The organism is Paenibacillus vini (assembly GCF_018403325.1).
GTDB lineage: Bacteria > Bacillota > Bacilli > Paenibacillales > Paenibacillaceae > Fontibacillus > Fontibacillus vini.
Genome location: NZ_BOSL01000005.1, coordinates 34,325 through 57,166, shown reverse-complemented (window position 1 = coordinate 57,166; position 22,842 = coordinate 34,325). Strand labels below are relative to the sequence as shown.

Sequence of the window (22,842 nt, the reverse complement as noted above, 5' to 3'; positions counted from 1 at the left end):
GTTCATGCCCCCTCCTTCAAGAGTTCCTGGATCTTCTGTTTCGCCCGATAAAAGGTCACTCTCGCCCAGCCTTCGCTTTTTTCAAACAACCCCGCGATCTGTGCAAAAGACAACTCCCCGAACACTCTCAAGGTAAACACCTCTTTGTAAGGTTCCTTCAGCTTACGCAGCGCCCGGTGAATTCTCATGGTCTCGTCCGTTTTTAGCAGCGCTTCTTCCGGGTTTCCCACGCTTGCTACAGCATCTTCCGGTTCCGGGGCATAGCGTTTTTGCTTGTCGAGATGAGCAAAGTAAGTGTTCTTGGCGATTTGGCAAAGCCAGACGCTGAGCTTGCAGTTGCCCTTAAAGCTATCGATGCTTTTCAGTGCCTTAAAAAACGTCTCTTGGGTAACTTCTTCCGACAACGCCTCGTTCCGGCTTAATGAATACACGAATTGGTACACATCGCGAAAATACAGATGATAGATTGTTTCAAAATCGATATCAGCCACGCCTTCACATCCTCACGACTATATGACCGGCCTAACCGGAATTCGTTACAAAGATTTGCGATAAATTAAAAAAAGAGAGCCCTTTGATGACTCTCCCTTCGATTTCGCCTCACCCGATCGTATGAGCTACGTTTCCGTCCTGATCGGTAATATGTGTTTTTAAGATTTGTACGGCTACTCCTTTTAAGGAGGTCAGATCAAACCGGCACTCTTTGGGGATTAGTTTGCCGGAGAGCTCCGCGGCCGCATTATCATCCAAGCTGAAAGTGATTTCGTTGTCGGCGCCGGTTTCATATCCCGATGCTTCCCCGGGCGTGAATACGACCCGGAAGTCGGGGCCGACAAGACTTAACTTTTTGCCTTTCAAAATACGTCCCCGGAGCAATTTACCGACAATTTCGGCTTGCTTCGCCCCTATTTTCAACGTGGCCGGGGTCTTGCTAAAGAGTCCCTTTTTCCCCGGCTCGAAACCGAGCTGGTCAACAAACAGAAAACCGGTATTAGAGCCGTCCCGTTCCATTCCAGCCTGTACTTCCTCTGCTATGGCGGGAACCTCAAGCAACGATTCCCGTGTCAGATCGGTTATGTATTTAGGCAGATACGTAAGTCCGGTTGAGAGAACCCCCAATGTATTCCAGGTCTGCATCGCCTCCAGCTCATCGCCCGTAATTCCAACCATCTGCAAGAACTCCACGCGGCCGTTCGGCGTATCTATATTCGGAAGCTGCGGATCCTCCACAAAGGCCAGCGCGGTCAGCTTCGTGTCGGCATCCATGCATATAGGGCCGTTAGCGTCCAAATAATCCCCGGCTCTAAAGACGTTGCCGCTGTTAAACACGTATCTCCCCATATTTTGAAGCAGATTCAGCGCCCATCCTGGCGGCTCCTCTTCCTCGGTGTCCCGGACCAGTCGAAAAGTCAATTCAAAGCCGTATCCGCTGTCTTCCGCATGCTCCGATTCTTTTTCATACAATTCCGTAAATCCATAAGTCACGAAATGCCAATGAGGAACCGGCTCTTCCGCCTTATACGCACTAATTCCGTCCAAGGGATCCGGCCCGCCCAACGCATAAGAAATTAGCGTTCCGTAATGCTTTGGCTCCTGGTCCCCATAGATCTTGACCACCTCTTGATCAATGGCATCCCAGCCTGTAGTTATCTCCAGTTCCTCGCTCATCTCTGGTCCTCCTCTTTCGTCACTTATATAGCAATTCATTAATGATTAAACCTATTATAAAAGAAATTTTGGAGAGTGCAGTTATAGAGGGTGGTTTATAGTAAAAATTAATGCTTTTGACCTAACAGGAAGAATTAGCATGAGAATCCCGAAACGTACATTTTTGAAACAATTTCCATGGTACATCCGTAATAACTCAGAAATAGCAACATTTTTATCGATCTAAATTAGAAACATCTGGGACCCCGCAGTGATTATCTGATAAAATTAGCACAAAGAGCCTTTCGGTCATCTGAACGTGCGCGAAATGGCAGGAATACTTTATGTACTATCGAGGGAGGTGTGAATTTGAACAATTCGAGATTATTTAAACTGCTAGGATTAATTGTCGGTGTGGTGCTCCTGAACATTGTAGTTTTATCACCCGGGTTATTGGGGGTCCAGATCGGTGGAGATAGCGTGATCCAAACCGCATTCGGCGTAACCTTGCTGGTAATCAGTTTCCTTGTGCTTATTTATGGGAGTTATGTCTTGCTGTTTAAGACCTCCGCCCCTCCTCCCGTAAAGGACATACAAAGTCATGAGGATTACATAAACGCTCTCTATCATTACAGGGATATCAAGGTGTTGAAGAAAGATATCCTTCTTGCCTTGGATCAACTGGACAGAATCGACAAGAAAAGGAACACCCTGCTGGATGTGCTGAGCCAGCGATTCGATCCAACCGAATTAAGCTACCAGAAGTTCAAATCCGTCATTTTTGAAGTCGAAAAGCTGTTCTATCTTAATGTAAGGGGCATTCTGAATAAACTCGGCGTTTTCGATGCTTCGGAATTTTCCGCCTTTGCCGCCGAGCAAAATTCAGGAAGGTTCTCCAATAAGCTGGTACAGGAAAAGACTAAGCTATACAACGAGTATTTGGACTTTGTATCCGGGTATCTCGGTGCAAACGAAGAAATTTTACTCAAGCTCGATAAGCTGCTGCTCGAAATGGCCCAATTGGGAAGCGCGGATTATAAAGAGATCGAGGATATGCCCTGCATGAAGGAAATCGACGCACTGATTAATCAAACTAAATTTTATAAGCAATGAAAGGGAGATGAGAATGGCAAAGAAGGGTAAGGCATTTCTGGTGTTGGCAATCATCGCTGCGGCGGTTTTTGCGCTCGTCTATTTTGGAATCACTTTAACGTCTAATCTGGGCAAATCCCAGACGGAGATCACTACCGAAGATGCGGCTAAAAAGCTGGATAAAATGTACAACAATATCGGAGTCTCTACTGCTGAACCGCTCAAGGGCCAGATCGACCTGGATCCGGTCAATGTCGGCGACTCTTTGCCCGATATCTCCAAGTTTCCCATATCGGTAGAGAACACGACGGACAGCTTTGTGGAAATCTTCTCTTCTCCTGAAAAATCGGGCACCGGAATCGACGGATGGCTGAACGAGGTGGCGGAGGACTTCAACAAAGCGAAAATCACGGTGAACGGAAGCCAGGTCTCCGTCAAGATACGAAATATCGCTTCCGGGACCGCGACGGATTACATCAAATCCGGCAAATATGTTCCGGATGCCTTCACTCCGTCCAATGAGCTGTGGGGTGAAATGGTCAAGGCTCAAGGAATCAAAGCCGAATTAGTCACGGAGCGACTGGTCGGGAATGTCGCAGGCATCGTATCGAGCAAGGCCAAATATGATGAACTGGTGGATAACTACGGCTCCGTCAATATCAAAACCATTACGGATGCGATCGCGGGCAACGAACTGTCCATGGGTTACACCGATCCTTTTGCCAGCTCGACAGGATTGAACTTCCTGGTGACTGCACTCGGGACGTTTGACAGCTCCGACCTCCTTGGCGATAAAGCTGTGCAGGGTTTTGAAAAATTCCAGGCGAACGTACCGTTCATCGCCTCCACTACGCTGCAAATGCGTGAAGCCGCCAAAACGGGGATGCTGGATGCTTTTGTTTTAGAGTACCAGACCTACCTCAACGCAGCGGATTTCAAAAGCGGATATGTATTCACCCCCTTTGGCGTGAGACATGACAGCCCGCTTTATGCGCTCGGGGATCTCTCCGCAGACAAACAGGAAATCATCAAGCAGTTCGCCGATTTTGCCGGGCAAGAGAAATATCAGAAGCTGGCTAAAGACAAAGGCTTTAATGAGCTTGAAAATTATCGTTCCGAGGTTCCGGCCGTTGACGGCACCCTCCTCTCCTCCGCCCAGAAGCTGTGGAAAGAGAAAAAGGACGGAAACAAGCCGATCGCTGCGGTATTCGTAGCGGATGTCTCCGGGAGCATGGACGGCGAGCCGCTGAATCGCCTGAAGGAATCGTTATTAACGGGCCAAAAGTATTTGGGACGGGACAATAGCATCGGTTTCGTATCTTACGCCGACAATGTAACGATCAATCTTCCGATCGGGAAGTACGACACGAATCAGCAGTCCATGTTCGTTGGCGCGATTAACAGTCTTCAGGCCGGCGGGGGAACGGCGACGTTTGACGGCATTGTGGTAGCCATTAAAATGCTGCAGGATGAATTGGCTGCAAACCCGGACGTGAAGCCGCTGATCTTTGTATTAAGTGATGGGGAGACCAATGAAGGCCATTCGCTCAAAGATATCAGAGGATTGATTGAAAATTATAAAATTCCGATTTACACGATCGGGTACAACGCCAACATCAAAGCGCTTGAAAGCATTTCGAGCATTAACGAGGCGGCCAGCATCAATGCGGATACGGACGATGTAGTATACAAGATCGGCAATTTGCTCAACGTTCAGATGTAATTATATTGAATTCGAGGAGGGGTTTTTATTGTCAGCATTCAGCATGGAAGTCGTAAGTCCCGAGCAATTGAAAAACGCAATCGAGGAGCAGGTCCAGCCTGAACCGGAAGAGGTGTCGGAGCTCCAGCTTTTGGCTTCGAATAACGTCAACGCTATTTTGGAGCTTGATATCGAATCTTTGGAGAAGCGCAAAGAAATCCTGCATTCCATCGATAGCTTCGGTATGAATACGATGAAGTCTTCCTCCGAGAAGAACTCCTTGTTGCAGGTGTCTGTAGGCAAACTGTCCAAAACCGGGGATGACGGCGGCCAAGTCGCCAAGGGCTTGACGGAGCTGCACCTTCAGCTCAAAGATCTGGATCCCAGCGTAGTCGACTTTGCCAAAACCGGATTCCTGGGTAAAATATTCAACCCGCTCCGGAGCTATTTTGCCAAGTTTGAGAAGGCGGATGCCGTTATCTCCGATATCATTGTGTCGCTTGATAAGGGCAAATCCACTTTGAAAAATGATAATACGACCCTGGAATTCGAACAGCAGGCTTTGCGCGAGTTGACCAAAAAGCTGCAAAAGGAAATTCAGCTCGGCATGCTGATGGACACGGAGATCGAAAACCAATTGGAAGCCGCCAAGCAACGGCAGGAATCCGAGGATAAAATCCGGTTCATTACGGAGGAAGTGTTGTTCCCGCTCCGCCAGCGCGTTATGGACCTGCAGCAAATGCTGGTCGTGAACCAGCAGGGCATTATGGCGATCGAGGTCGTCATCCGCAATAACAAGGAGCTGATTCGCGGCGTTGACCGGGCCAAGAACGTGACCGTCTCCGCGTTGAAGATTTCCGTCACTGTCGCCAGCGCTCTTTACAATCAACGGATCGTCCTGAAGAAAATCGAGCTGCTGAACCAAACGACGGACCAACTGATCAGCAGCACTTCAAGAATGCTGAAAGATCAAGGCGCAGCCATCCAGAAGCAATCGCTTGAAACCAGCATTTCCGTGGATACGCTGAAGCAGGCCTTTGCCGATGTGCTGTCGGCCTTCGATTCGATCAGTACCTATAAGCAGGAAGCCCTGCCAAAAATGCGCGATACGATCATCCAGTTCCGCGAAATGGCGGACAGCGGTGAGCAGCAGATCCAGCGGCTCGAGAAGGGGCAGCGTTTGGGTCTGTAAAATAGCACTTATTTTAACAAAAAAACAGGCACCCCGCTTTGCGGGAATGCCTGTTTTTTCTATGCGCTCGGCAAATAACCTATGCCGACCAGTGGCCCGGCCGTCCAAGTCCCGGAGGCAGCTTGGTCGCGGCGTCGCCCTTGGCCGCGTTAAGCTGAACCTGGGTGACGAAGAGGCTGCCGGTAAGATCGGCCCCCCGGATGTCCGCATCGCGGAAATCCGCTCCGATCAGGTCAGCCGCTCGCAAGTCGGCTCCACGAAGATCCGCTGCAATCAGATAAGCCCCGCGAAGGTTGGCGTATCTCATGTCGGCTCCCTTCAGGTTCGCCCCGATGAGATCCGCTCCCCGGCCCAGCTTCTTCTTGGGCGGATTCAACGGGCCTTTGTGCCGGCGGCGGGCTTCGCCCCGGACCAGCTCGCTCGTTTGCAGCAGCAGTGAGTTGACCTCCGCCCGGTGCAGCCCTACCTCTACCCGCAACAGCTCGTCCGAGCTCAAATCGGTGAGTCGCAACGTCTCCTCAAGCGCAGCCTGAAGCTGCCCGTGAATGGACTTCGCAGCTGGCATCGCCAGGGCTTCCGTCAGATACCAGAGCAGCTCATGCAGCTGCCACATCACCGGAAACACCTCATACATTTGCTTGGCCGATTCCGGAGCTTGGCGCCAATGTTGCCCGCCGAAGGTATCCTGAGAAACTTTTTGCCCGGCGCCGAAGCAATCGTAAACCGTGCAGCCGCGGAAGCCCCGGTCCCGGAGGGTCGTATGAACGCCGCAGCGGAAATCCGATTGCAGATTCGGGCATGGCGTACCCGCATCCTTATCGGCCGCAAAATCTGACGATGCCGCATATGGCAGCGCCACACAGCATAAGCCGAAGCAGTTCTCGCAGTCGCCCTGCAGATGATCCCGGAGTTCACCGGAGGAATCTATTTTAAATTCATTATTTTCACGCATTGCGTTTATCCCCTTCTGCTACAGCCGTACCATATCCATTTCTTTTTTATGGCAAAAACCATGATAGACTCACTGCAGCCATTTGGCAAGCGGTATTACAAAAAATCCCTTCATTCCATTCAGTATAATGGGCTCACCATCGACCTGAATTATGATAAAATAATTGTGTTTTGTATATAAAGCTTCAAGCGATATGAATACAGAGAGGAAGTCCCCATTGGCACAGTTGTTTTTTAAATATGGAGCGATGAACAGCGGGAAATCGATTGAAATTTTGAAGGTAGCCCACAATTACGAGGAGCAGAACAAGCCAGTTCTCATCTTCACGTCCGCCCTGGACAACCGGGATGAAGTCGGATTTGTCTCTTCCCGGATCGGACTTCGCAGAGAAGCGATTCCGATTGCCGAAGATACGGATATTTTCGGAATCGTGCGGGATCATAGTCCCAAATTGTACTGCGTGCTTATCGACGAATGCCAGTTTTTAAACGAAGACAGCATTCTCCAGTTGGTCCGGATCGTCGATGAGTTGGATATCCCGGTCATGGCATTCGGTTTGAAGAACGATTTTCAGAATCATTTGTTTGAGGGCAGCCGTCAACTGCTCATTTATGCGGATAAAATAGAAGAAATGAAGACCATCTGCTGGTTCTGTGCGCGCAAAGCAACGATGAACCTGCGCGTCGAAGACGGCAAACCCGTATATACAGGTGAGCAAATCCAGATCGGCGGCAACGAGTCCTATTATCCGGTATGCCGCAAATGCCATACCAACCCGCCATTGTAACGAATACCTCTTATGACAAGAGCCCCGAACCAGGAAATTCTGGTGCGGGGCTTTTTTTGATGAGACTTATTTCTCCAGCCTTACAGTGAGCAGGCCGGATCCGAAGCCTTAATTCTGCTCGGCAATCGCTTTATAGGCTTTCAAATCGGTATACACTTCCACTTTGAGCGGATTACGTTTATGCTTGGTAATTTTGTACACATGGTAAACGAATACCGCGATATTCGCAGCCAGCGACAATGCGCTTACTACCCACAATGCCGTTTCGCTGTGAGAGGATTGAACCGCAAACTTGGATTCCCCGACAAACATCGGGAAGGACATTGTAAACATCATCCAAATTGCCAGAGTTTGAGCCCGATGCTGCAGCCATGCTCCCTTTTTAAAGAAGAAGGCCGGAATCGTACAGGAGATGAGCAATGCGGCCCCTGCGTAGAACGAATGGTCGGATACACAGTTATACACATAGGCGAAATTCCAAATATCATAAGCGATGATCCAAAACCAGAGCTGATCCGGCCAGATCATATCCTTGGACCGGCCCTTGCTGACCACAATCCCCATCCAGCCGGAGATCGTAATAATGTTCAGCAATCCGGCAATTCCGTTCATAATATTCCATGGCCCGCCGATCATCATTACGCCGTCGACGATACCGTTTAAACGATATACCTGAAAATCCCGGATTACGGCTTCAAGAATATTAACTGCCAGAATGATTGCCGGAAACATCAACACATATTTGTTCTTATCCCATCCTTTGACATACCTTAAAGCCATAAATCCGAGACAGCCCGCCAGTGCGGAATAGACCTTCACCCAATGAAACCAGGTGCCGACGCTGGAACCTTCTCCGGCCGTATTTGGCCAAACAGCAATAGTTAGAACAATCGGCAGAGCGAGAAAGAGTAATATCGAAACCCATTTACTCATTCGCGCCAGTTCATTCACAAGCATTAAGCCTCCGAGTACCACAAACCACATCAGGACGGAGTACCAAGGCATAGCTTCGAATAAAAACATGCATAACCCTCCCTAACTTCTTCATGAAATCGCTTCCTGCCTTGAATATAGCGGTTTGGCGATTTGTCTTCAAATCAGGGAAAGGCTTGCCACACAAGGGCTGGCGGACTTTGCTTTCAAGATAGGTTTACACATCCTATCAGGAGTTCTTTCTATCACAAACCCACATGGGACGCGGTATTTTTAAACTTAAAGTGTAAACAAATCATCAAAGTAAAATAATCGCGTATTTCGACACATTATGACAGATCAAAAATAGCGTTCCACCAATGCCTTGGCATAAATAATACAATTCTCCAGCGTCGGAAAATTCATGATCTCCCCGGCAAAATAGATGCCGTACTTCCCTTGCGCACGTTCAAGCTGGGTATAGAATCCTCTTTGCAGTGCCGCCGTATCCACGTGCGGGAAATGGTTCCAGCATTTCATCATGTAGAGCCGGATATTCTTCCCTCCCAGGCTGGCGAGCGTGGCTTCAATACTCTCCCGCATCTCCGACTCGCTCATCTCTTCATTCTCGGCCACGTAAATGGTAAGAAGATCGCTCTCCTCCAGATCCGCCCACCTGTAATACCAGGCCATCATTCGTCCTCTGTTGTCCGGTCCCATATTCCCCGGAATGTAACCCGACAGCTTGGGGATGTTGTCGACCCTGTAAGCATAAACCCGGAATCGTTCGTGGAATATTTTCTTAAGCAGCTTGCGGTCTTCCTCCTCCAGATCAGTCTTGTCCGGCAGGTCCCGCAGTGAGGCCGTGTAAATCACTTTGTCAAAATAGAGATTCCCTTGATTCGTCTCCACCCTCACTTTACCCGGCGCCTCCCGCGCAATACGATTCACCTCGCAGGTGAGCCGCAGATCGGATGCCCTGTCGCCCATGCATTTTACCAAATCGGTTACTCCCTGAGGCCAGGTGATCATCGGTGTAATCTCAATGAAAGACATCAGATTATCGACATTGAGCAGCTTCATGACATAAGCAGCGGGAACCTCATCAATGCTGCCATAACCAAAAGCGCTGAAATAGTGCATGAACACCTGTTTGAGCACGAACAGCCCATTTTCATCGCACCAGCAAGCGAAAGGCTTGCAGAGGTCCGAGGGAATATGCTCCAGACCGGGAGCTTTAAGCGACTCGTATCTGCCAAACAGTGCCGGCAGCCGCTTAAACTCTTTAGCAAAATCCGACATCTGCTCCTTTGGAATCTGCGAGATTTTATGCCCTTCCCTGTTAAAAAAACCGCGCTCTAGTAAAGGGCCGCTCTCTTTCAAACCGAACTCCTTCATGAGCTCCATCGTCATCTTATACGACGGCAGTCCGATTAAAGCCCCCATTTCATAGGTTTTGCCCTTATATTCAATCGAGTGGCATTTGCCGCCCACCCGGTCTTCTTTCTCCATGATCGTCACATGAGAATAACCTTTCTTGGCTAGTTCATGGGCAAGCGTAACCCCGGAGATTCCCGCACCCACGATCCCGATTCTTTCGTCCCTGACCATAAATTGTCATCTCCTTGTATATAACCAGAGCGGCAAAGGCTCCTGGACGCCACTGTAGTCGAGCACCATATCGGATGGGGTCTTCCCGGAATGGGCTTCACCCCCAAGCGGGCGTTGATAGTTATAGTAGTTCATATATTCATTCAATCGCTGATCCAGCATTTCAAAAGATTGCAGCTCCCCGTCCCGCCAAGCGGGTTTGTAAAACTCCCGGTTCAGAATCCCGGTAAACTCGTGCAGCGGCTGGAATACTTCCGGATGATCGGCGCTGCAAGCGTTGAAATTAATACCTTGCTTATGTAAATATTCCGTATACTTATGATTTCCCCGCTCCCAGGCTGTCGAGAATTCCTGGCTCTTGTTAGTGACCAGATTGTCGATTCTCAAATGAAAGGTTCTCAGCAGCGGTATGATCTTCATGCGCATGAATTCGACAAGATGGATCGTTGATTTCCGATTGTACAGCTTTACTAGCGCCAGATGAGAATAGGAATCTATAAGCACGTATTGATACACGCTTCCGACCTTCGGGAACCTGCCTATGTACTGAATAGCTTGAAAACATATATAGCCGGGGTACGCATGATTCGGATCCTTCATCTGATAATCCAACTGAGGTTCCTTTCGCTGGATTACCGTGGGGCTTGATTCCCTGCCAGACCCTGCTTTCTTCTTCGCTCTCGCCTCGCTTGCATACCGCTCACGATCCTTCCTCCGGCTCAGCCCATGTCTCCGCAGCACGTTATATATACCGGACTCCCCCGTCTTCACTCCTTCATCCTGCAATTCATAATAAATCCGTCTTGGCCCATCCTGTGGAAAACGAATAACATATTGCAAAATGATTCTTTCAGTTTTTCTGTCCACCTGGTTTGGCATCGCGGGCTTGCGTTCTTTCCTTTCCAGGCCGGCTATTCCTTGCTGCGTATAGGCGTTATACCAGCGGTAATACAGCGTTCTTGAAATCCCGAATTCCTTGCAGGTTTTAGCTATATTGCCCCCGGTCATTCCATGTTGGATCACCTGGTACTTCTGGTTCTCATTCAAAGGTGTGTCGCCCCCTTTTCTTTACCGCCCTATTACATATCATGTTAGTGATACTGCCGGTATCCATCAATGAGATGAGTTACATATCAATCGCTGATTCAAGAGTTAAAATCGAAGAAAAAAAAGGTATGACAAGAGCCCCAACCTTGGTATAGGCTTGGGGCTCTCTGATGTGTCTCCACTAATCCATATCGTAAATCGTTCCGACTTTCAGTCCGTACAGCTCGTTGTAGATTTTTTCGGCATAGGCGTCCGTCATTCCCGCAATATAATCGATAATCATATGTTCCCAAGTCCAGATCGGATGAGCCTGCTGCTGATCCCGGTCGAACCGGCGCAGCCAGTCTCCCGGAATGATCGACTTCGAGGTGACCGGATCGACAAAAGCGTCCCACAGCCGTTTGATGACCCAGGCGCTCCGCTTCTGCAAACGCTGAACCCGGAGATCCCGGATCATCGTCACCCAGGCAAAGCTCTTGAGCACGCTGACCGTACGCAGCATATCTTCGTCTTCCCTGCCTTCCCTCACGAAGGTGACCTTCTGCCAATCGCCATCGGCCACCACGCCCAAGCTCCCTACGAATAAGCTGACCCAATACGCCTTTACCTCCCGCCGGGTCCGGGAATTGTCATGGCCGCAGATCGGCATTTTCGTCTTCCAGACGTTCAGGAACGAGGTAAGCACTTCCTCCACCTTGAGCTGGATGCGGTCCGGCGTCCAATTGTCCCAGAACACATCCTCCAGGGTCATGATCTTCTCAACGATCAGCCGCTGGATATGCGAATCGAACAAAAAATGCTCGTGAACTTCGATTTTGCCCGCTTTGATTCCGTCTTCGAGATCATGGGCGGAATAGGCGATATCGTCGCACAGATCCATGAGCTGGGCTTCAAACGTCTTCTTCCCCCGGGGAAGCCCCCATAGGTCCCTTATATAGGAAATATACTCCCATTCATGCCGGTAAAGGCCCTTTTTGTTCTCCGTTCCGGGATAGGGGTACTTGTTGGTCCCCAAGAGTACCGCATCGGAAAGGTTCAACCCGTCGATGTTTTCCCGTTTCTCCAAGAACATCATGAGCCGGAAGTTATGGGCATTGCCTTCGAAATGCTCGTATTTCCGCCGGAACGCTTCGCGGGTACGCGCCTCTTCTTCCGGCGAAGCGTTTCTCCCTTTCAACTCCTGGTTGATCTTCTGCTCGATCAGATTCTCCAAAATATTCTCCAGCACCTCTTCCCCTTTATGTCCAAAAGGAGGGTGCCCGAAATCGTGGGAAATCGCCGCGCATTCCACCACTTCCGGGTCGATAATCAAGCCGGGGTGTTCCGCGGTCTCCGTCGCCACCTCCGGGTATGCCCGGATCAGGCTGCGCGCCGCCTCACGGGCGATTTGCGCCACCTCGAGCGAATGGGTCAGCCGGGTGCGGTAATAGTCCCCGGTTCCGGCGCCGAACACCTGTGATTTCCCCTGCAGCCGGCGAAAGGTCGGCGAATGGATCAACCGGGAATAATCGCGTTCGAACGTCGCGCGGTTCGTCTCATGCCCGATATTGTCCGGATATTGCCGGTGCTGTCTTAATTCCTGAATATTCATGATCTGCACTCCTTTTATCACTTCAGCCTATTATTGGCGGAATCTGGCTTTACGTTACATGGAATATGATCTGCTTATGTTATTGTAGCCGTCCAGAGGCCGAACTTAAAGCCTGTTTATAAGAACGGTTGTATAAAATTGACATATTATCCGCTCTGTAGTACGATCCACTTAGTTAAACATTTAACTAAATTACGGAGGATTTAAACCATTGACTATTCAAAAGTATGTGACGAAACAGCCTCTGGAGGTCCAGACCTTTTTCGCCATGGTGGATACGACCGCTCATCTGGTAGCGGCTTCCGAGAAGTATTGGGTATCCAAAAATCTAAACGGAGCTCGAATCCGAATCCTGGTTGAAATCGCCAAAGCGGGCGGAAATATTCTTCCTTCTGTGCTCGCCGGCCGGATCGGCGTCACCAAGGCAAATATCAGTGCCATGTTGATACCGCTGGAACAGCTTGGCTATATTCATACTGCAAGCCATCCCGAAGACGGCCGTAAACGCCGAATTATCCTTTCGGCGGAAGGCGAGCGGCTGCTGCACGATGTGATGCCGGGAAACCGCGAGACAATTGCGGAAAATATGAAGAGCCTGGACGAGGAAGAGCTGCAGCAGTTGCTAAGCCTGCTTCATAAATTGCACAAGAAACTTGATTGAAAGTTTCTTGCGCCTATTTAGTTAAGCGTTTAACTATTTTAGCCAAAATGGAAGGATGGAAACCGTATGAAACTCATCATTACCGGAGCTACAGGCAATTTGGGGAAACATATTCTAAAGCTGTTGCTGAAAGTCGAGTCTGCTCAAAATATCGTGGCCAGCCTGCGCCGTCCGGAAGCCGGCAAAGCATGGAGCGATCTCGGGGTGGAAGTGAGATACGGGGACTACGATGATCCCGCTTCCCTTGAATCTTCTTTTTACGGAGCTTCGAAGCTGCTCTTGATCTCTTCCTCCCACCAGAACGATGAAGTTCGTTTACAGCAGCATCTTCGTGCCGTAGAAGCGGCTCAAAGAGCAGGCGTGGAACACCTCCTCTATACAAGCATCGCCCGGCCGGAACAAGGAAAACTGCCGCTGCACCAGCTGCATTTGCAAACAGAACAAGCGATTAAAGAGTCAAAAATCCCATACACCCTCCTGCGGAACGCCTATTATATGGATATCCTCAAATTTCTGGGTGTTCGGGAGGCGGCCGAAACCGGCGAGCTCATCATCCCGCCGGGAGAATGGTTTTTTAATACGGCGGCCAGAGAGGATTTAGCCGCGGCGGCTGTAACGATTCTTACCGGGAAGGGCCATGAGAACTCAACCTATGAACTGACCGCGCCTGAAACCTGGACCATGGCGGATTTGGCGCAAGCACTGACAGAGGTAACCGGATGCCCCGTTATTTGCCGGACCTCCCCCGACTACTCCAATCCTGTCTTTCAAATGCTCAAGCTCGCCGACATGTCTTACGCGTCGCCCGATTTGGCGAGGCTGGCAGGCTCCCCGCTCCGCTCGATCAAAGATGAGCTTAGGACGATGTTTGGGACCGCCCAACGAATATAGACGTAATGGAACTATATTGAAATAGCATACACAGCGAAGGAACCCCTGCTTCGCGCGCGTAGCTCCCGAACGCGTCCGCGAAGCCGCGTTTGGCGCATTCATGCCCAGGCGTTGCCTCAGGGCTCCTTTGCTGTTTTTTGCATACAAATGTATACCTGTTATTATTTTGTATAAAATTATAATAGACCCTTTACAATAGTGTGTGTCATACAGTATGATTACATCAGGAGTTGATAATATGGCTGACGTAGCAGAAACAATACAAGGATTACTAAGCGAACTGAGACGCGGAACGATCATTATCGGGGTTCTCAGCCAGTTGTCAGATCCCCAGTACGGTTATTCGCTTGTCTCGGTTCTCGAAGAAAAGGGAATGAGCATTGATCCCGGAACCCTCTATCCCCTGCTTAGAAGGCTGGAGAAGCAGCAATTGCTGGAGAGCAGCTGGGATACGAACGAAGCCCGCCCCCGCAAATATTACGTGCTGACGGAGTTCGGTCGTGCTGTATATTCGGGATTATGCCGGGAATGGCGAGAGCTCACCGCAAGTATGGAGAAAATTGTAGACCTTGAAGGAGGTTAATCGATGGAACTAATCGATCGTTATGTTTATGCAGTAGTACAGAAGCTGCCTGAGCAGCAAAGAAATGATATTCGCAAGGAGCTCTATGGGCTGATTGAAGATATGCTTGAGGAACGGTCCCCCCTTACCGCGCCTTCCCGCGAGGATGTGGAACAGGTGCTTCAACAGCTCGGCCATCCGAGCGTCATGGCGGCCAAATATCGGGGACACGAAAGATATTTGATCAGCCCGGCTCTATTTGACTCTTACCTGTCCGTCATCAAAATCGTCTTGATGGCCATCCTTCTTTCGATGAGCGTCGTTTTTGTCATTGATTGTATCGTTGAGCCCGCACCGATTCTCGACCACTTTATCGATTATCTTGTGTCCTTGATATCCGCTGGTTCCCAGGGTTTCGTATGGGTAACGGTTATCTATGCATTCATCGATTTCGGAGCCCATAAGAAATATGCAGGCCATGGCGATATGTCTAAAAAGTGGTCTCCCGCCGACCTCCCCCCTATTCCCGATCCTAAATCGCAGATTAAGCTTTCGGAGCCGGTGGCAGGCATTATTTTTACAGTGCTGTTTACAGTGATCTTCATGTTCGGATCCGAGCTCATTGGGGCATATCGGTTTCACGACGGTCTCGTGACCTCAATTCCGCTTATGAACTCCGACGTCATAGGCAAATACCTGCCTTTCATCGGCGTTTTGGGAGCGTTAGGCGTCATGCGGGAAGTTCTGAAGATAATTGTTCGCCGCCGAACGTTGACGATCCTCATCTTCCATATTTGTCTAAGCCTGCTGGGACTGGTCTTTGCCGCTATTTTGTTGAACACGCCGGGTTTCTGGAACGACGATTTCCTGAGTCAGCTTCAGGCCGTCGGATGGGCTCCGCAAGGCGGCGAGGACTACGAGAACCTCAAGTCGATATGGTTTGCGGTCACCCATAACCTTATCTATTTTATCGGGCTCTTCACGATCATTGACCTTGTTTCCGAAGTGTATAAATGGTTCCGTATCAGAATGCCGGAGGAATCGGGAGCTACGACCATAAGATAAAAAGAGCTTCTCACGCAGATTTTAGATAATTAATAAAGCGTATGGCAAATGGATGAGGCATCCGGGACCATACGCTTTTTTTCATACCAGAGTCATCAATAATGAAGGATCAGGACTTTCGCTTTCCAAGCGCTCGCCGATAGGCCATAACTTTCCGGTACATGGATTTATCCTTTAACTGGTTGAAAATATACGGATCCGGATTGGTGTTGACCTCAATGATCCAAGGGGTCAGCGTACGGTCGAGTCCCACGTCTACGCCCAACTGCTTGAAGCCGAGATTTTTCTTATGATAAAACCGGCCGATATCTTCCCCCAGCTTTTTCAAGCGCCGGATTAATTCAGCCTGACGGGCCGAATTCATATGCGGAGATAGAAGCTTCTCTATAGAAGTCGGTTTGCCCCCGTTGTGATAATTAGTAACGATCTTGCCGGACTGGGCCACCCTTCCGATCATGCCTGTAGTCTCCCATGTCCCCTTTGGACTGAGCTGAACCATGACCCGAAGGTCAAATCGCCGGTCTTGATGCTTCAGCAGCACAATCCCTTTTTGGATCAGATAGCTTCGGCTTCCGATATGCTTTTTCAATGACAGGTAAAAGGCCTCGATGTCCGACTTTTTTGTTTTCTTCGTATCTCTTTGGTATTGGTATAGCGTTCTTCCCGATTCCGTGACAACTTCGGCTCGCATTACCCCGTTGCCATAGGTCCCGCGCTCAGGCTTGATATAGACCATTTTGTATTTTTGAAGCATCTTTTTCAGGTTCTCCCTGCTGAACCGAACTGTTTCCGGAATCAGCGGCGAGATCGCGGTGCTCCGCATCAATACTTTGGTTTTAATCCATTTGCTTGTGAGCGTGGATCCTCCTGATCTCCCCATTCTATTTCCTCCAGTTTTATTTGAATTTGAATTTGTATTTGCATATTGCCGTGACTCACTATTTCCGGCCATCCTTCTTATCAGGGATATTCCAACCCAACACCGGAGGCATTCTCACGATATCCTCTTTTACCGGCGTTGCCCCGCTTTCGACTTGAATGAATTCCAGCAAAGTGAGCGCTTTTATGCCGTGCGGAATCCCCGGAGGGATGATTATGCTGTCGCCTTCGGACAAAGAATGTATCTTCCCGTCCAGCGCATACTCTCCCGAACCGGAGATAATCGTCCATGCCTCGATCACGCTGCGGTGCCGGTGGTAGCTGGTATGCTTGCCTGGCAGCATTCTGATCTTCGAGATCACCGTTTCCCTGTCCCCGTCCGAACGGGAAATGTCCAGGATGGAGATGCTTCCCCACCTCTTCTCCTCATACATGGGAAAAGAAGCCCCAGCCTCCAGTTCGCTCTTGATCCGGCTGGCCGCACTCTTTCCCGCCACGAGAATACCGTCTAAACTTGCCGCGACGATTAACCCGGGAGCCCCGACGACATGGATCGGAATGGCCAGCTCATTGACCAAATGGGTACCTGCGGAGTCCTCGGATATTTTCCCTTTGCCTAAGCTGCGGCTTAACAGATAGCGGGTGAGCTCATTCCAGTTGCCAAGGTCGTTCCACATTCCGTCATACGGCAGAACAACAGCCCGCTGTGTTTGTTCCGCCACCTCGCGGTCGAAGCTTTCCTGTGGCATGCTGTCATAGCGATTTAGCAGCCCCTCGTATAACGGCTGAATTCCTCTGTCCGCCATACAGGACAGGAGATAGCGCAGACTGCAGGCAAAGACGCCGCAATTCCACAACGCGCCTTGCGAGATTAAAATCTCCGCATTTGCCTTGTCCGGTTTCTCAACAAATGAACCGACTTCCGCATAACTCCCAGCCGAGTATTTGGATTTCGGAACGATATAGCCGAAGGCGTCCGAAGGGAATCGCGGAACGGTGCCAAGCAGTGCCATGTCTGCCCCTGAATCCGCCAGGGCGGCAGGCATTCGTTGAAGCAGCTCAAAGAAGGAGGGCTCGACGAAGGAATCGACCGGCATCACGATCACCGTCTCGTCAATTTCCGCCCCTGCTACGGAATGCAAGTATGCCGCCGCCAGGGCGATCGCGGTAAAGGTACCCCGCTTCTGAGGTTCGCCGAGGACTGGAATGTCTCCGCCTATATGGTGCCTTGTTATTTCCACCTGGGAATGATGCGTGACGATGCAACAGCGCCCCATCAGTCCCGCCTGCTCCAGCCCGCGACATATTCGCTGAATCATCGATTCCATCCCGCCGTCCGGAGACCTCAGCAGCTTTAGGAACGCTTTGGATCTTACTTCGTTCGACAGCGGCCACAGCCGCTTGCCGGAACCGCCCGACAGGAGAACAATCCGCAAGTTCTATCTCCTCCCCGTCATCCTTTGAATTTTCCGCCAGGCTCTTATTTGCGGCGGGCGCGACTCACGCCAGGCGTTCTCACATACCCTTTCCGTTTATGAAAAGACAGCGAACGATACGTTTTGGCCAATCCGGCCAGCCGCTGCTTTCCGATTTCGCCGGGACTGCCGTGCAGGCTTTTGTTGCGCGCTTTGCGGAGCAGGGTCCGTGCCCGGTCCGTGGAGTAGACGTAATTGCCGTACGTTTCATATTCCGAGAAGGCAAACTGTTTGCTTCTATTCATGCTGGAAATAATAGCCTTGTACCATGGCATTCCGTGTCTGGCTTCGATCTCTTTTTTCATACGGGACAGCTTTGCCTTATCAAACAGCATATAGTGGGTTACGAAAGAAGAAGACGAGGATACCTTCCGGCCCATGAGTCTCCTGTACGTCTTAAAATACTCCGGCTGGCTCCAGTTCCGGCAATAAAAAACACTCTTTCCCCCGGAACGGAAGCTGTGCGGCGTAATCAGCACGGTGTCGGCATCGATGACTAGAAAATAATCACTACCGCATAACCGGTCCCCGCTCAATTTCAGCAGCTGCTGAAACAGCCAGCCCGACCGCTCCCACTTGGCCGAGCCATAAGAAATGTCCCGCTTGGTCAGCGGCAGAACCGTATTCTCGTCTACAAATCTGCAGCCTTTGGCACGGCAAAAATCCATCATTCTTTTCCTTTTGGGAGCGATGATAATAATTTGGCCGATAGGATGCTGCACTTGTGCTCTTACGGCATCAATTACATAGGGAAGCGAACCGAGATCTTTTTCTATTGCCGGAATCAGCACATCAATTTTGACGGCAGCATGAATGCGGCCGGTCCTGCTAAGAGGCATAGCTTCATCTCCATATCCTAAAAGATGCTAATAGCATATGTATCCCGGGTGCCTTGCGAATGGTCTTATGCCGGAGAGGGCTTCAATTTTTAAACTAAATTTAAACCCGGGCTTAAACTCCGTATGTTAAGATGATAAGCAGCGTTGAAACGAAGCTTTTTTCCGAAGGTTTTCAGAAACTATTTCGAAGCTATTTCATTTATTAATTTGATCATATACGAAAGGTGTCCATTCCCATGTTTGAGTCCTACCTGTTTCCTATCGCTTATGCCTTTATGGCATTTCCTGTGGCCGCGTTATTTTTTACGCTTCCGTTTCTCGTAGTGCAGTACCGCAGACACGGTTACATTAACAAGGTCCGGGCTTTTGTACTCTACCTGTTTCTGCTCTATCTGATGAACGCCGTATTCCTGGTGATGCTGCCCTTGCCCGCCACCCGTCACAATCTGCCGCTGAGCGCGGGTACGATGCAACTGGTGCCATTTAACTTTATCCAGGACATACTCAGAGAAACCTCTGTCGTTAAAGGAGTTCCCTCAACCTATCTACATTTGCTAAAAGAGCGCGCTGTTCTCCAGGTATTGTTCAACGTGCTTCTAACCGTTCCGTTTGGAATGCTGGTCCGTTACTATTTCCGGATCGGTCCTTTGCGGTGCCTGCTGCTCTCCTTCCTGTTGTCCCTCTTCTTCGAGGTGACGCAACTGACCGGAATATACGGCCTGTACGATCATGCCTACCGGGTGTTCGACGTGGATGATCTGATGACCAACACCCTTGGAGGAATGATTGGATTCCTGGCCGCCGTGTGGCTGTCAGGCCTGCTACCGCGCATTGAACATTTGGATAAGGGAGTGGATCTGTCCACCAAAAGAGTCTCCTACACCCGGCGTGGTCTGGCATTCATGTTCGATTTCGCCATCTGCATCATTCTCATGACAATATGCTACACACTCCGAATTCCGGGTGCCTACTTTGTATCGACGGGATTGTATTTCATCCTGCTCCCCTACCTGACCGGCGGCTGTACGTTCGGTAAATGGCTGGTGCGGATCAGGCTGATCAGGAGCGCCGGAACAAGCACTGAATCCAAAGCGGAGCGCTGGAGTGGAATGGATCGTGCCATGGGCGGGTCCGGTGCGAACAGTGTGCCGGGCGCTGGAAGAGGTCTTGGAGCGGATAGAGCGTCGAGATTGGATGGGGTGCTTGGTGCGGACGGAGCGCTCAGAGCGAATAGTGCGGATGGTGCGGATAGTGCGCTGAGAGCGGATGGTGCTCTTGGTGCAAATAAAGTGCTGAGAGCGGATGGTGCTCTTGGTGCAGATAAAGCGCTGAAAGCGGATGGGGTGCTTGGTGCTGACGGGGTGCTGAGTGAGAATAGTGCGGACGGTGCGGAAGGAGCCTTTCGTGCAGACAGTTCTATTGATGCGGACAGAGCGCTTAGTACACAAAAGGCCCTTCGTGCAGACAGTTCTCGTGGTGCGATCGGTACGCCTAATGCGAGTAGTGCGGCGGGGAGCGTATCGGGTACCAAACAAATCAGCAACGTTCGTGAAGCGGGCGATCCAACCCGGATCACGCTGTTTGCCCTTATTCTGCGCAACGGTATGCTTTATTGGGTACTGTTCGGTTTAAACCGTATGATGGCGTTCTCGTCCAGTGATTTCCCGGGAATATCCCGATTTCTGCTCGGAATGCTCGTACTGGCGATAGACGTATGGTTCTTCATTCATTTGGTCAAGCACTTGTTTCAAAAGGATCCCCAGCTGTTCTATGAAAAAATCAGCAAAACGCAGCACAAAATTATGTTTAAACCGTCTGCCGATATCCACGGAGACAAGGCTTAACCTGAAGGCTTAACTTTAACGCTTAATCTGAGTTCTTCGAATTAAGAGGGCGACGTCCATCCGAATAGAGGCAGTCTCGCCATAAGCACAAAAATAACTGTAAAACCTACAGCTATTTTTGTGTTTTTTTCGTCTTTCTGACTTTTAACTGTAAAACCTGCAGCTAATTCAACTCAAAATGCGAAAAACGGGGCCTACCTTCTAAATTAAATGTAGGTTTTACATCTAAATTCACAGATGACATCAGCCAACCAAAATTAGCTGTAGAAATTCCATCTATTTTCCCCAAGTTGCAGGTTCGTAGTTAGTGGATCAGCGATCGACAGTCGAGGGTTTCACCAGTTTTTAAGTAATCAGAGGGTTGTGAGGGTTGTGAGGGTTGTGAGGGTTGTGAGGGGTGTGACGGTTGTGACGGGTGTGAGGGGTGTGAGGGGTGTGAGGGGTGTGAGGGGTTAGGGGTGTATCATGTGATCAAGCATTTGTTCCAAAAAAGCTCTCAGCTGTTCTATGAAAAATCAGCAAAACGCAGCACAAAATTATGTGGAAACTGTCTACTGATATCCACGGAGAAAAAGCTTAATCTGAGTTCTTCGTATTCCAGTAAGAGGGTAAGCGTTCCTCCAAAAAGACCCAATCTCGCCATAAACACAAAAATAACTGTAAAACCTACAGCTATTTTTGTGTTTTTTTCGTCTTTCTGTCTTTTAACTGTAAAACCTGCAGCTAATTCAACTCAAAACCCGAAAAACGGGGCCAACCTTCTAAATTAAATGTAGGTTATGCATCTAATTTCACAGATGACATCAGCCAACCAGAATTAGCTGTAGAAATTCCATCTAATTTCCCCAAGTTGCAGGTTCGTAGTTAGTGGATTAGCGATCGACAGTCGAGGGTTTCGCCAGTTTTTAAGTAATCAGAGGTTGTGACGGTTTGTGAGCGGTGCGAGGGTTGTGAGGGGTGCGAGGGGTGCGAGGGGTGTGAAGGTGTAGTTACTGGCTATATGATCATCAGTCGAAGGTTTTTCAGTGACTTTCTAATAATCAGATAGGTGCGCGGACATAGTTAGTTGAACTGCAAACCGTTAAACGTTGGTGGCTTAATCGAGCGTGCTATCTCATCCAACTCTCCTCTGACATTCCTCACCATCCTCCGCTCCAACAATAATAAAAAAGCCGCCCCAAGGGCGGCCTTCCATCTTTTATTTGTTGTTCTTCGGGTCAAGCGCATCCCGGAGCGCGTCGCCGACGAAATTGATCGACAGCACGATCAATATGATCATGAGGCCAGGCGGGACCCACAGCCACGGCTGCGAGGTCAGCACCGTCAGCGACTGGGCGCTGGCAAGCATGTTGCCCCAGCTCGGCGTCGGCGGCTGAACGCCGAGACCGAGGAAGCTGAGTGCGGCCTCGTCCAGGATCGCGCCCGCCACGCCGGACGTGGCGTACACGAGAATCGGCGCGACCACATTCGGCAGAATGTGCGAGAAGATGATGCGCCCCGAGCTGAAGCCAAGCACGCGTCCGGCCTTGACATAGTCGTTCTCTTTGGCCGAGAGCACATTCCCCCGCACCAGCCGGGCCACGCCCGGCCAGCCGAGTACCCCGAGGATCAGGATGATGTTGGTTAGGCCCGGTCCGACAATGCTGGCGACGACCAGAATCAGCATGATATAAGGGAACGACATGAAGATGTCGGTCAGCCGCATAATGATGCTGTCGATCCATCCGCCGAAATAGCCGGAAATCAGGCCGAGCACCGTGCCGATGACCGCAGAGATGACGATCGAACCCAGGCCGACGGCCAGAGACACCCGAGCGGCATAGATCAGGCGGGACAATTGGTCGCGGCCGACCTGATCCGTACCGAGCCAGTGCTGCAGCGAAGGCGCCGCGCCAAAGCTGTCCGTAACGGTGGTCGGCTTATATGCCGTTATAAAAGGAGCAAAGATCGCGCATAACGTCAGGATGCCAATGACCACAAGCCCCGCCACGGCGAGCTTATGCCGCTTGAACCTGCGCCAGAACAGGGTCCGGGAATTCTCGTCCCCCTCCGGCCAGCCGAGCATCTCCTCCTGCGCTTCCGAGCGCCCTGCA

The 22,842-nt window shown here is 50.2% G+C and carries 19 protein-coding genes and 1 pseudogene; 9 read left to right on the top strand and 11 right to left on the bottom strand.

Annotation, left to right across the window (positions count from 1 at the left end):
• Positions 1-2 precede the first annotated feature (2 nt).
• Both KJS57_RS09375 and KJS57_RS09370 read right to left on the bottom strand, forming a co-directional pair.
• Positions 3-491 (bottom strand): RNA polymerase sigma factor, encoded by a 489-nt coding sequence (locus KJS57_RS09375; protein WP_244861465.1) that lies wholly within the window; start codon positions 489-491, stop codon positions 3-5.
• 109 nt (positions 492-600) lie between these two features.
• Positions 601-1,668, bottom strand: coding sequence for a suppressor of fused domain protein (locus KJS57_RS09370; RefSeq protein WP_213654563.1), 1,068 nt, complete (start codon positions 1,666-1,668; stop codon positions 601-603).
• A 342-nt stretch (positions 1,669-2,010) separates the two neighbouring features.
• Between KJS57_RS09370 and KJS57_RS09365 the strand changes: the two genes are divergently transcribed.
• From KJS57_RS09365 to KJS57_RS09355, 3 genes are read left to right on the top strand one after another with little or no spacing between them, the layout of a single operon-like run.
• Positions 2,011-2,760, top strand: coding sequence for a hypothetical protein (locus KJS57_RS09365; RefSeq protein ID WP_306434210.1), 750 nt, complete (start codon positions 2,011-2,013; stop codon positions 2,758-2,760).
• 13 nt (positions 2,761-2,773) lie between these two features.
• The gene (locus KJS57_RS09360) at positions 2,774-4,462 is read left to right on the top strand and encodes a vWA domain-containing protein (protein ID WP_213654562.1); all 1,689 of its coding nucleotides are present in this window, start codon (positions 2,774-2,776) and stop codon (positions 4,460-4,462) included.
• A gap of 43 nt (positions 4,463-4,505) precedes the next feature.
• Entirely contained in the window at positions 4,506-5,633 is a 1,128-nt protein-coding gene (locus KJS57_RS09355; RefSeq protein WP_211026237.1) for a toxic anion resistance protein, read from the top strand.
• 79 nt (positions 5,634-5,712) lie between these two features.
• On the opposite strand, the gene KJS57_RS09350 is transcribed toward KJS57_RS09355, so the two are convergent.
• Positions 5,713-6,585: a pentapeptide repeat-containing protein gene (locus KJS57_RS09350; protein ID WP_213654561.1), complete on the bottom strand. Its 873-nt coding sequence runs from the start codon at positions 6,583-6,585 to the stop codon at positions 5,713-5,715.
• Positions 6,586-6,802: 217 nt separating this feature from the next.
• Here KJS57_RS09350 and KJS57_RS09345 point away from each other — a divergent pair, with 217 nt between their 5' ends.
• Positions 6,803-7,372: a thymidine kinase gene (locus KJS57_RS09345; protein WP_213654560.1), complete on the top strand. Its 570-nt coding sequence runs from the start codon at positions 6,803-6,805 to the stop codon at positions 7,370-7,372.
• A 108-nt stretch (positions 7,373-7,480) separates the two neighbouring features.
• Here KJS57_RS09345 and KJS57_RS09340 read toward each other — a convergent pair whose 3' ends face one another.
• From KJS57_RS09340 to KJS57_RS09325, 4 genes are all read right to left on the bottom strand, one after another.
• Positions 7,481-8,395: a DUF5692 family protein gene (locus KJS57_RS09340; protein ID WP_213654559.1), complete on the bottom strand. Its 915-nt coding sequence runs from the start codon at positions 8,393-8,395 to the stop codon at positions 7,481-7,483.
• Positions 8,396-8,644: 249 nt separating this feature from the next.
• A complete protein-coding gene (locus KJS57_RS09335; RefSeq protein WP_213654558.1) occupies positions 8,645-9,895 on the bottom strand; it encodes an FAD-dependent oxidoreductase in 1,251 nt (416 codons plus the stop codon).
• Positions 9,896-9,901: 6 nt separating this feature from the next.
• Positions 9,902-10,942: a helix-turn-helix domain-containing protein gene (locus KJS57_RS09330; RefSeq protein ID WP_211026206.1), complete on the bottom strand. Its 1,041-nt coding sequence runs from the start codon at positions 10,940-10,942 to the stop codon at positions 9,902-9,904.
• A 181-nt stretch (positions 10,943-11,123) separates the two neighbouring features.
• Positions 11,124-12,533 carry a deoxyguanosinetriphosphate triphosphohydrolase family protein gene (locus tag KJS57_RS09325; RefSeq protein WP_213654557.1) on the bottom strand — a complete coding sequence of 470 codons (1,410 nt, stop codon included), beginning with the start codon at positions 12,531-12,533 and terminating at the stop codon, positions 11,124-11,126.
• 211 nt (positions 12,534-12,744) lie between these two features.
• On the opposite strand from KJS57_RS09325, the gene KJS57_RS09320 reads away from it, so the two are divergent.
• The 4 genes from KJS57_RS09320 to KJS57_RS09305 all read left to right on the top strand — a co-directional run bounded on the left by KJS57_RS09320 (position 12,745) and on the right by KJS57_RS09305 (position 15,712).
• Positions 12,745-13,194, top strand: coding sequence for a MarR family winged helix-turn-helix transcriptional regulator (locus tag KJS57_RS09320; RefSeq protein WP_244861464.1), 450 nt, complete (start codon positions 12,745-12,747; stop codon positions 13,192-13,194).
• Between the two features lie 66 nt (positions 13,195-13,260).
• Positions 13,261-14,085 carry an NmrA family NAD(P)-binding protein gene (locus KJS57_RS09315; RefSeq protein WP_213654556.1) on the top strand — a complete coding sequence of 275 codons (825 nt, stop codon included), beginning with the start codon at positions 13,261-13,263 and terminating at the stop codon, positions 14,083-14,085.
• 238 nt (positions 14,086-14,323) lie between these two features.
• The gene (locus KJS57_RS09310) at positions 14,324-14,668 is read left to right on the top strand and encodes a PadR family transcriptional regulator (RefSeq protein WP_211026200.1); all 345 of its coding nucleotides are present in this window, start codon (positions 14,324-14,326) and stop codon (positions 14,666-14,668) included.
• A 3-nt stretch (positions 14,669-14,671) separates the two neighbouring features.
• The gene (locus tag KJS57_RS09305; protein WP_213654555.1) at positions 14,672-15,712 is read left to right on the top strand and encodes a hypothetical protein; all 1,041 of its coding nucleotides are present in this window, start codon (positions 14,672-14,674) and stop codon (positions 15,710-15,712) included.
• Positions 15,713-15,821: 109 nt separating this feature from the next.
• Here KJS57_RS09305 and KJS57_RS09300 read toward each other — a convergent pair whose 3' ends face one another.
• Genes KJS57_RS09300 through KJS57_RS09290 form a run of 3 tightly spaced genes read right to left on the bottom strand, consistent with a single transcriptional unit; the run spans position 15,822 to position 18,905 of the window.
• The gene (locus KJS57_RS09300; protein ID WP_211026196.1) at positions 15,822-16,592 is read right to left on the bottom strand and encodes a YheC/YheD family protein; all 771 of its coding nucleotides are present in this window, start codon (positions 16,590-16,592) and stop codon (positions 15,822-15,824) included.
• A gap of 58 nt (positions 16,593-16,650) precedes the next feature.
• The gene (locus KJS57_RS09295) at positions 16,651-18,027 is read right to left on the bottom strand and encodes a sugar phosphate nucleotidyltransferase (RefSeq protein WP_213654554.1); all 1,377 of its coding nucleotides are present in this window, start codon (positions 18,025-18,027) and stop codon (positions 16,651-16,653) included.
• 44 nt (positions 18,028-18,071) lie between these two features.
• Positions 18,072-18,905 (bottom strand): DUF6492 family protein, encoded by an 834-nt coding sequence (locus tag KJS57_RS09290; RefSeq protein WP_213654553.1) that lies wholly within the window; start codon positions 18,903-18,905, stop codon positions 18,072-18,074.
• Between the two features lie 236 nt (positions 18,906-19,141).
• Here KJS57_RS09290 and KJS57_RS26420 point away from each other — a divergent pair.
• Positions 19,142-19,963, top strand: a pseudogene (locus KJS57_RS26420) (VanZ family protein); the annotation flags it as partial.
• Positions 19,964-21,947: 1,984 nt separating this feature from the next.
• Here the strand turns inward: KJS57_RS26420 and opp4C are convergent.
• Positions 21,948-22,814: an oligopeptide ABC transporter permease gene (gene opp4C, locus KJS57_RS09280; protein WP_244861480.1), complete on the bottom strand. Its 867-nt coding sequence runs from the start codon at positions 22,812-22,814 to the stop codon at positions 21,948-21,950.
• Positions 22,815-22,842 lie beyond the last annotated feature (28 nt).

Excerpts from the sequence above, each read along its gene's own strand:
- KJS57_RS09370 (WP_213654563.1), bottom strand. The coding sequence starts at position 1,668 with ATGAGCGAGGAACTGGAGATAACTACAGGCTGGGATGCCATTGATCAA.
- KJS57_RS09360 (WP_213654562.1), top strand. The coding sequence starts at position 2,774 with ATGGCAAAGAAGGGTAAGGCATTTCTGGTGTTGGCAATCATCGCTGCG.
- KJS57_RS09355 (WP_211026237.1), top strand. The coding sequence starts at position 4,506 with ATGGAAGTCGTAAGTCCCGAGCAATTGAAAAACGCAATCGAGGAGCAG.
- KJS57_RS09350 (WP_213654561.1), bottom strand. The coding sequence starts at position 6,585 with ATGCGTGAAAATAATGAATTTAAAATAGATTCCTCCGGTGAACTCCGG.
- KJS57_RS09340 (WP_213654559.1), bottom strand. The coding sequence starts at position 8,395 with ATGTTTTTATTCGAAGCTATGCCTTGGTACTCCGTCCTGATGTGGTTT.
- KJS57_RS09335 (WP_213654558.1), bottom strand. The coding sequence starts at position 9,895 with ATGGTCAGGGACGAAAGAATCGGGATCGTGGGTGCGGGAATCTCCGGG.
- KJS57_RS09325 (WP_213654557.1), bottom strand. The coding sequence starts at position 12,533 with ATGAATATTCAGGAATTAAGACAGCACCGGCAATATCCGGACAATATC.
- KJS57_RS09315 (WP_213654556.1), top strand. The coding sequence starts at position 13,261 with ATGAAACTCATCATTACCGGAGCTACAGGCAATTTGGGGAAACATATT.
- KJS57_RS09310 (WP_211026200.1), top strand. The coding sequence starts at position 14,324 with ATGGCTGACGTAGCAGAAACAATACAAGGATTACTAAGCGAACTGAGA.
- KJS57_RS09305 (WP_213654555.1), top strand. The coding sequence starts at position 14,672 with ATGGAACTAATCGATCGTTATGTTTATGCAGTAGTACAGAAGCTGCCT.
- KJS57_RS09300 (WP_211026196.1), bottom strand. The coding sequence starts at position 16,592 with ATGGGGAGATCAGGAGGATCCACGCTCACAAGCAAATGGATTAAAACC.
- KJS57_RS09290 (WP_213654553.1), bottom strand. The coding sequence starts at position 18,905 with ATGCCTCTTAGCAGGACCGGCCGCATTCATGCTGCCGTCAAAATTGAT.
- opp4C (WP_244861480.1), bottom strand. The coding sequence starts at position 22,814 with ATGCTCGGCTGGCCGGAGGGGGACGAGAATTCCCGGACCCTGTTCTGG.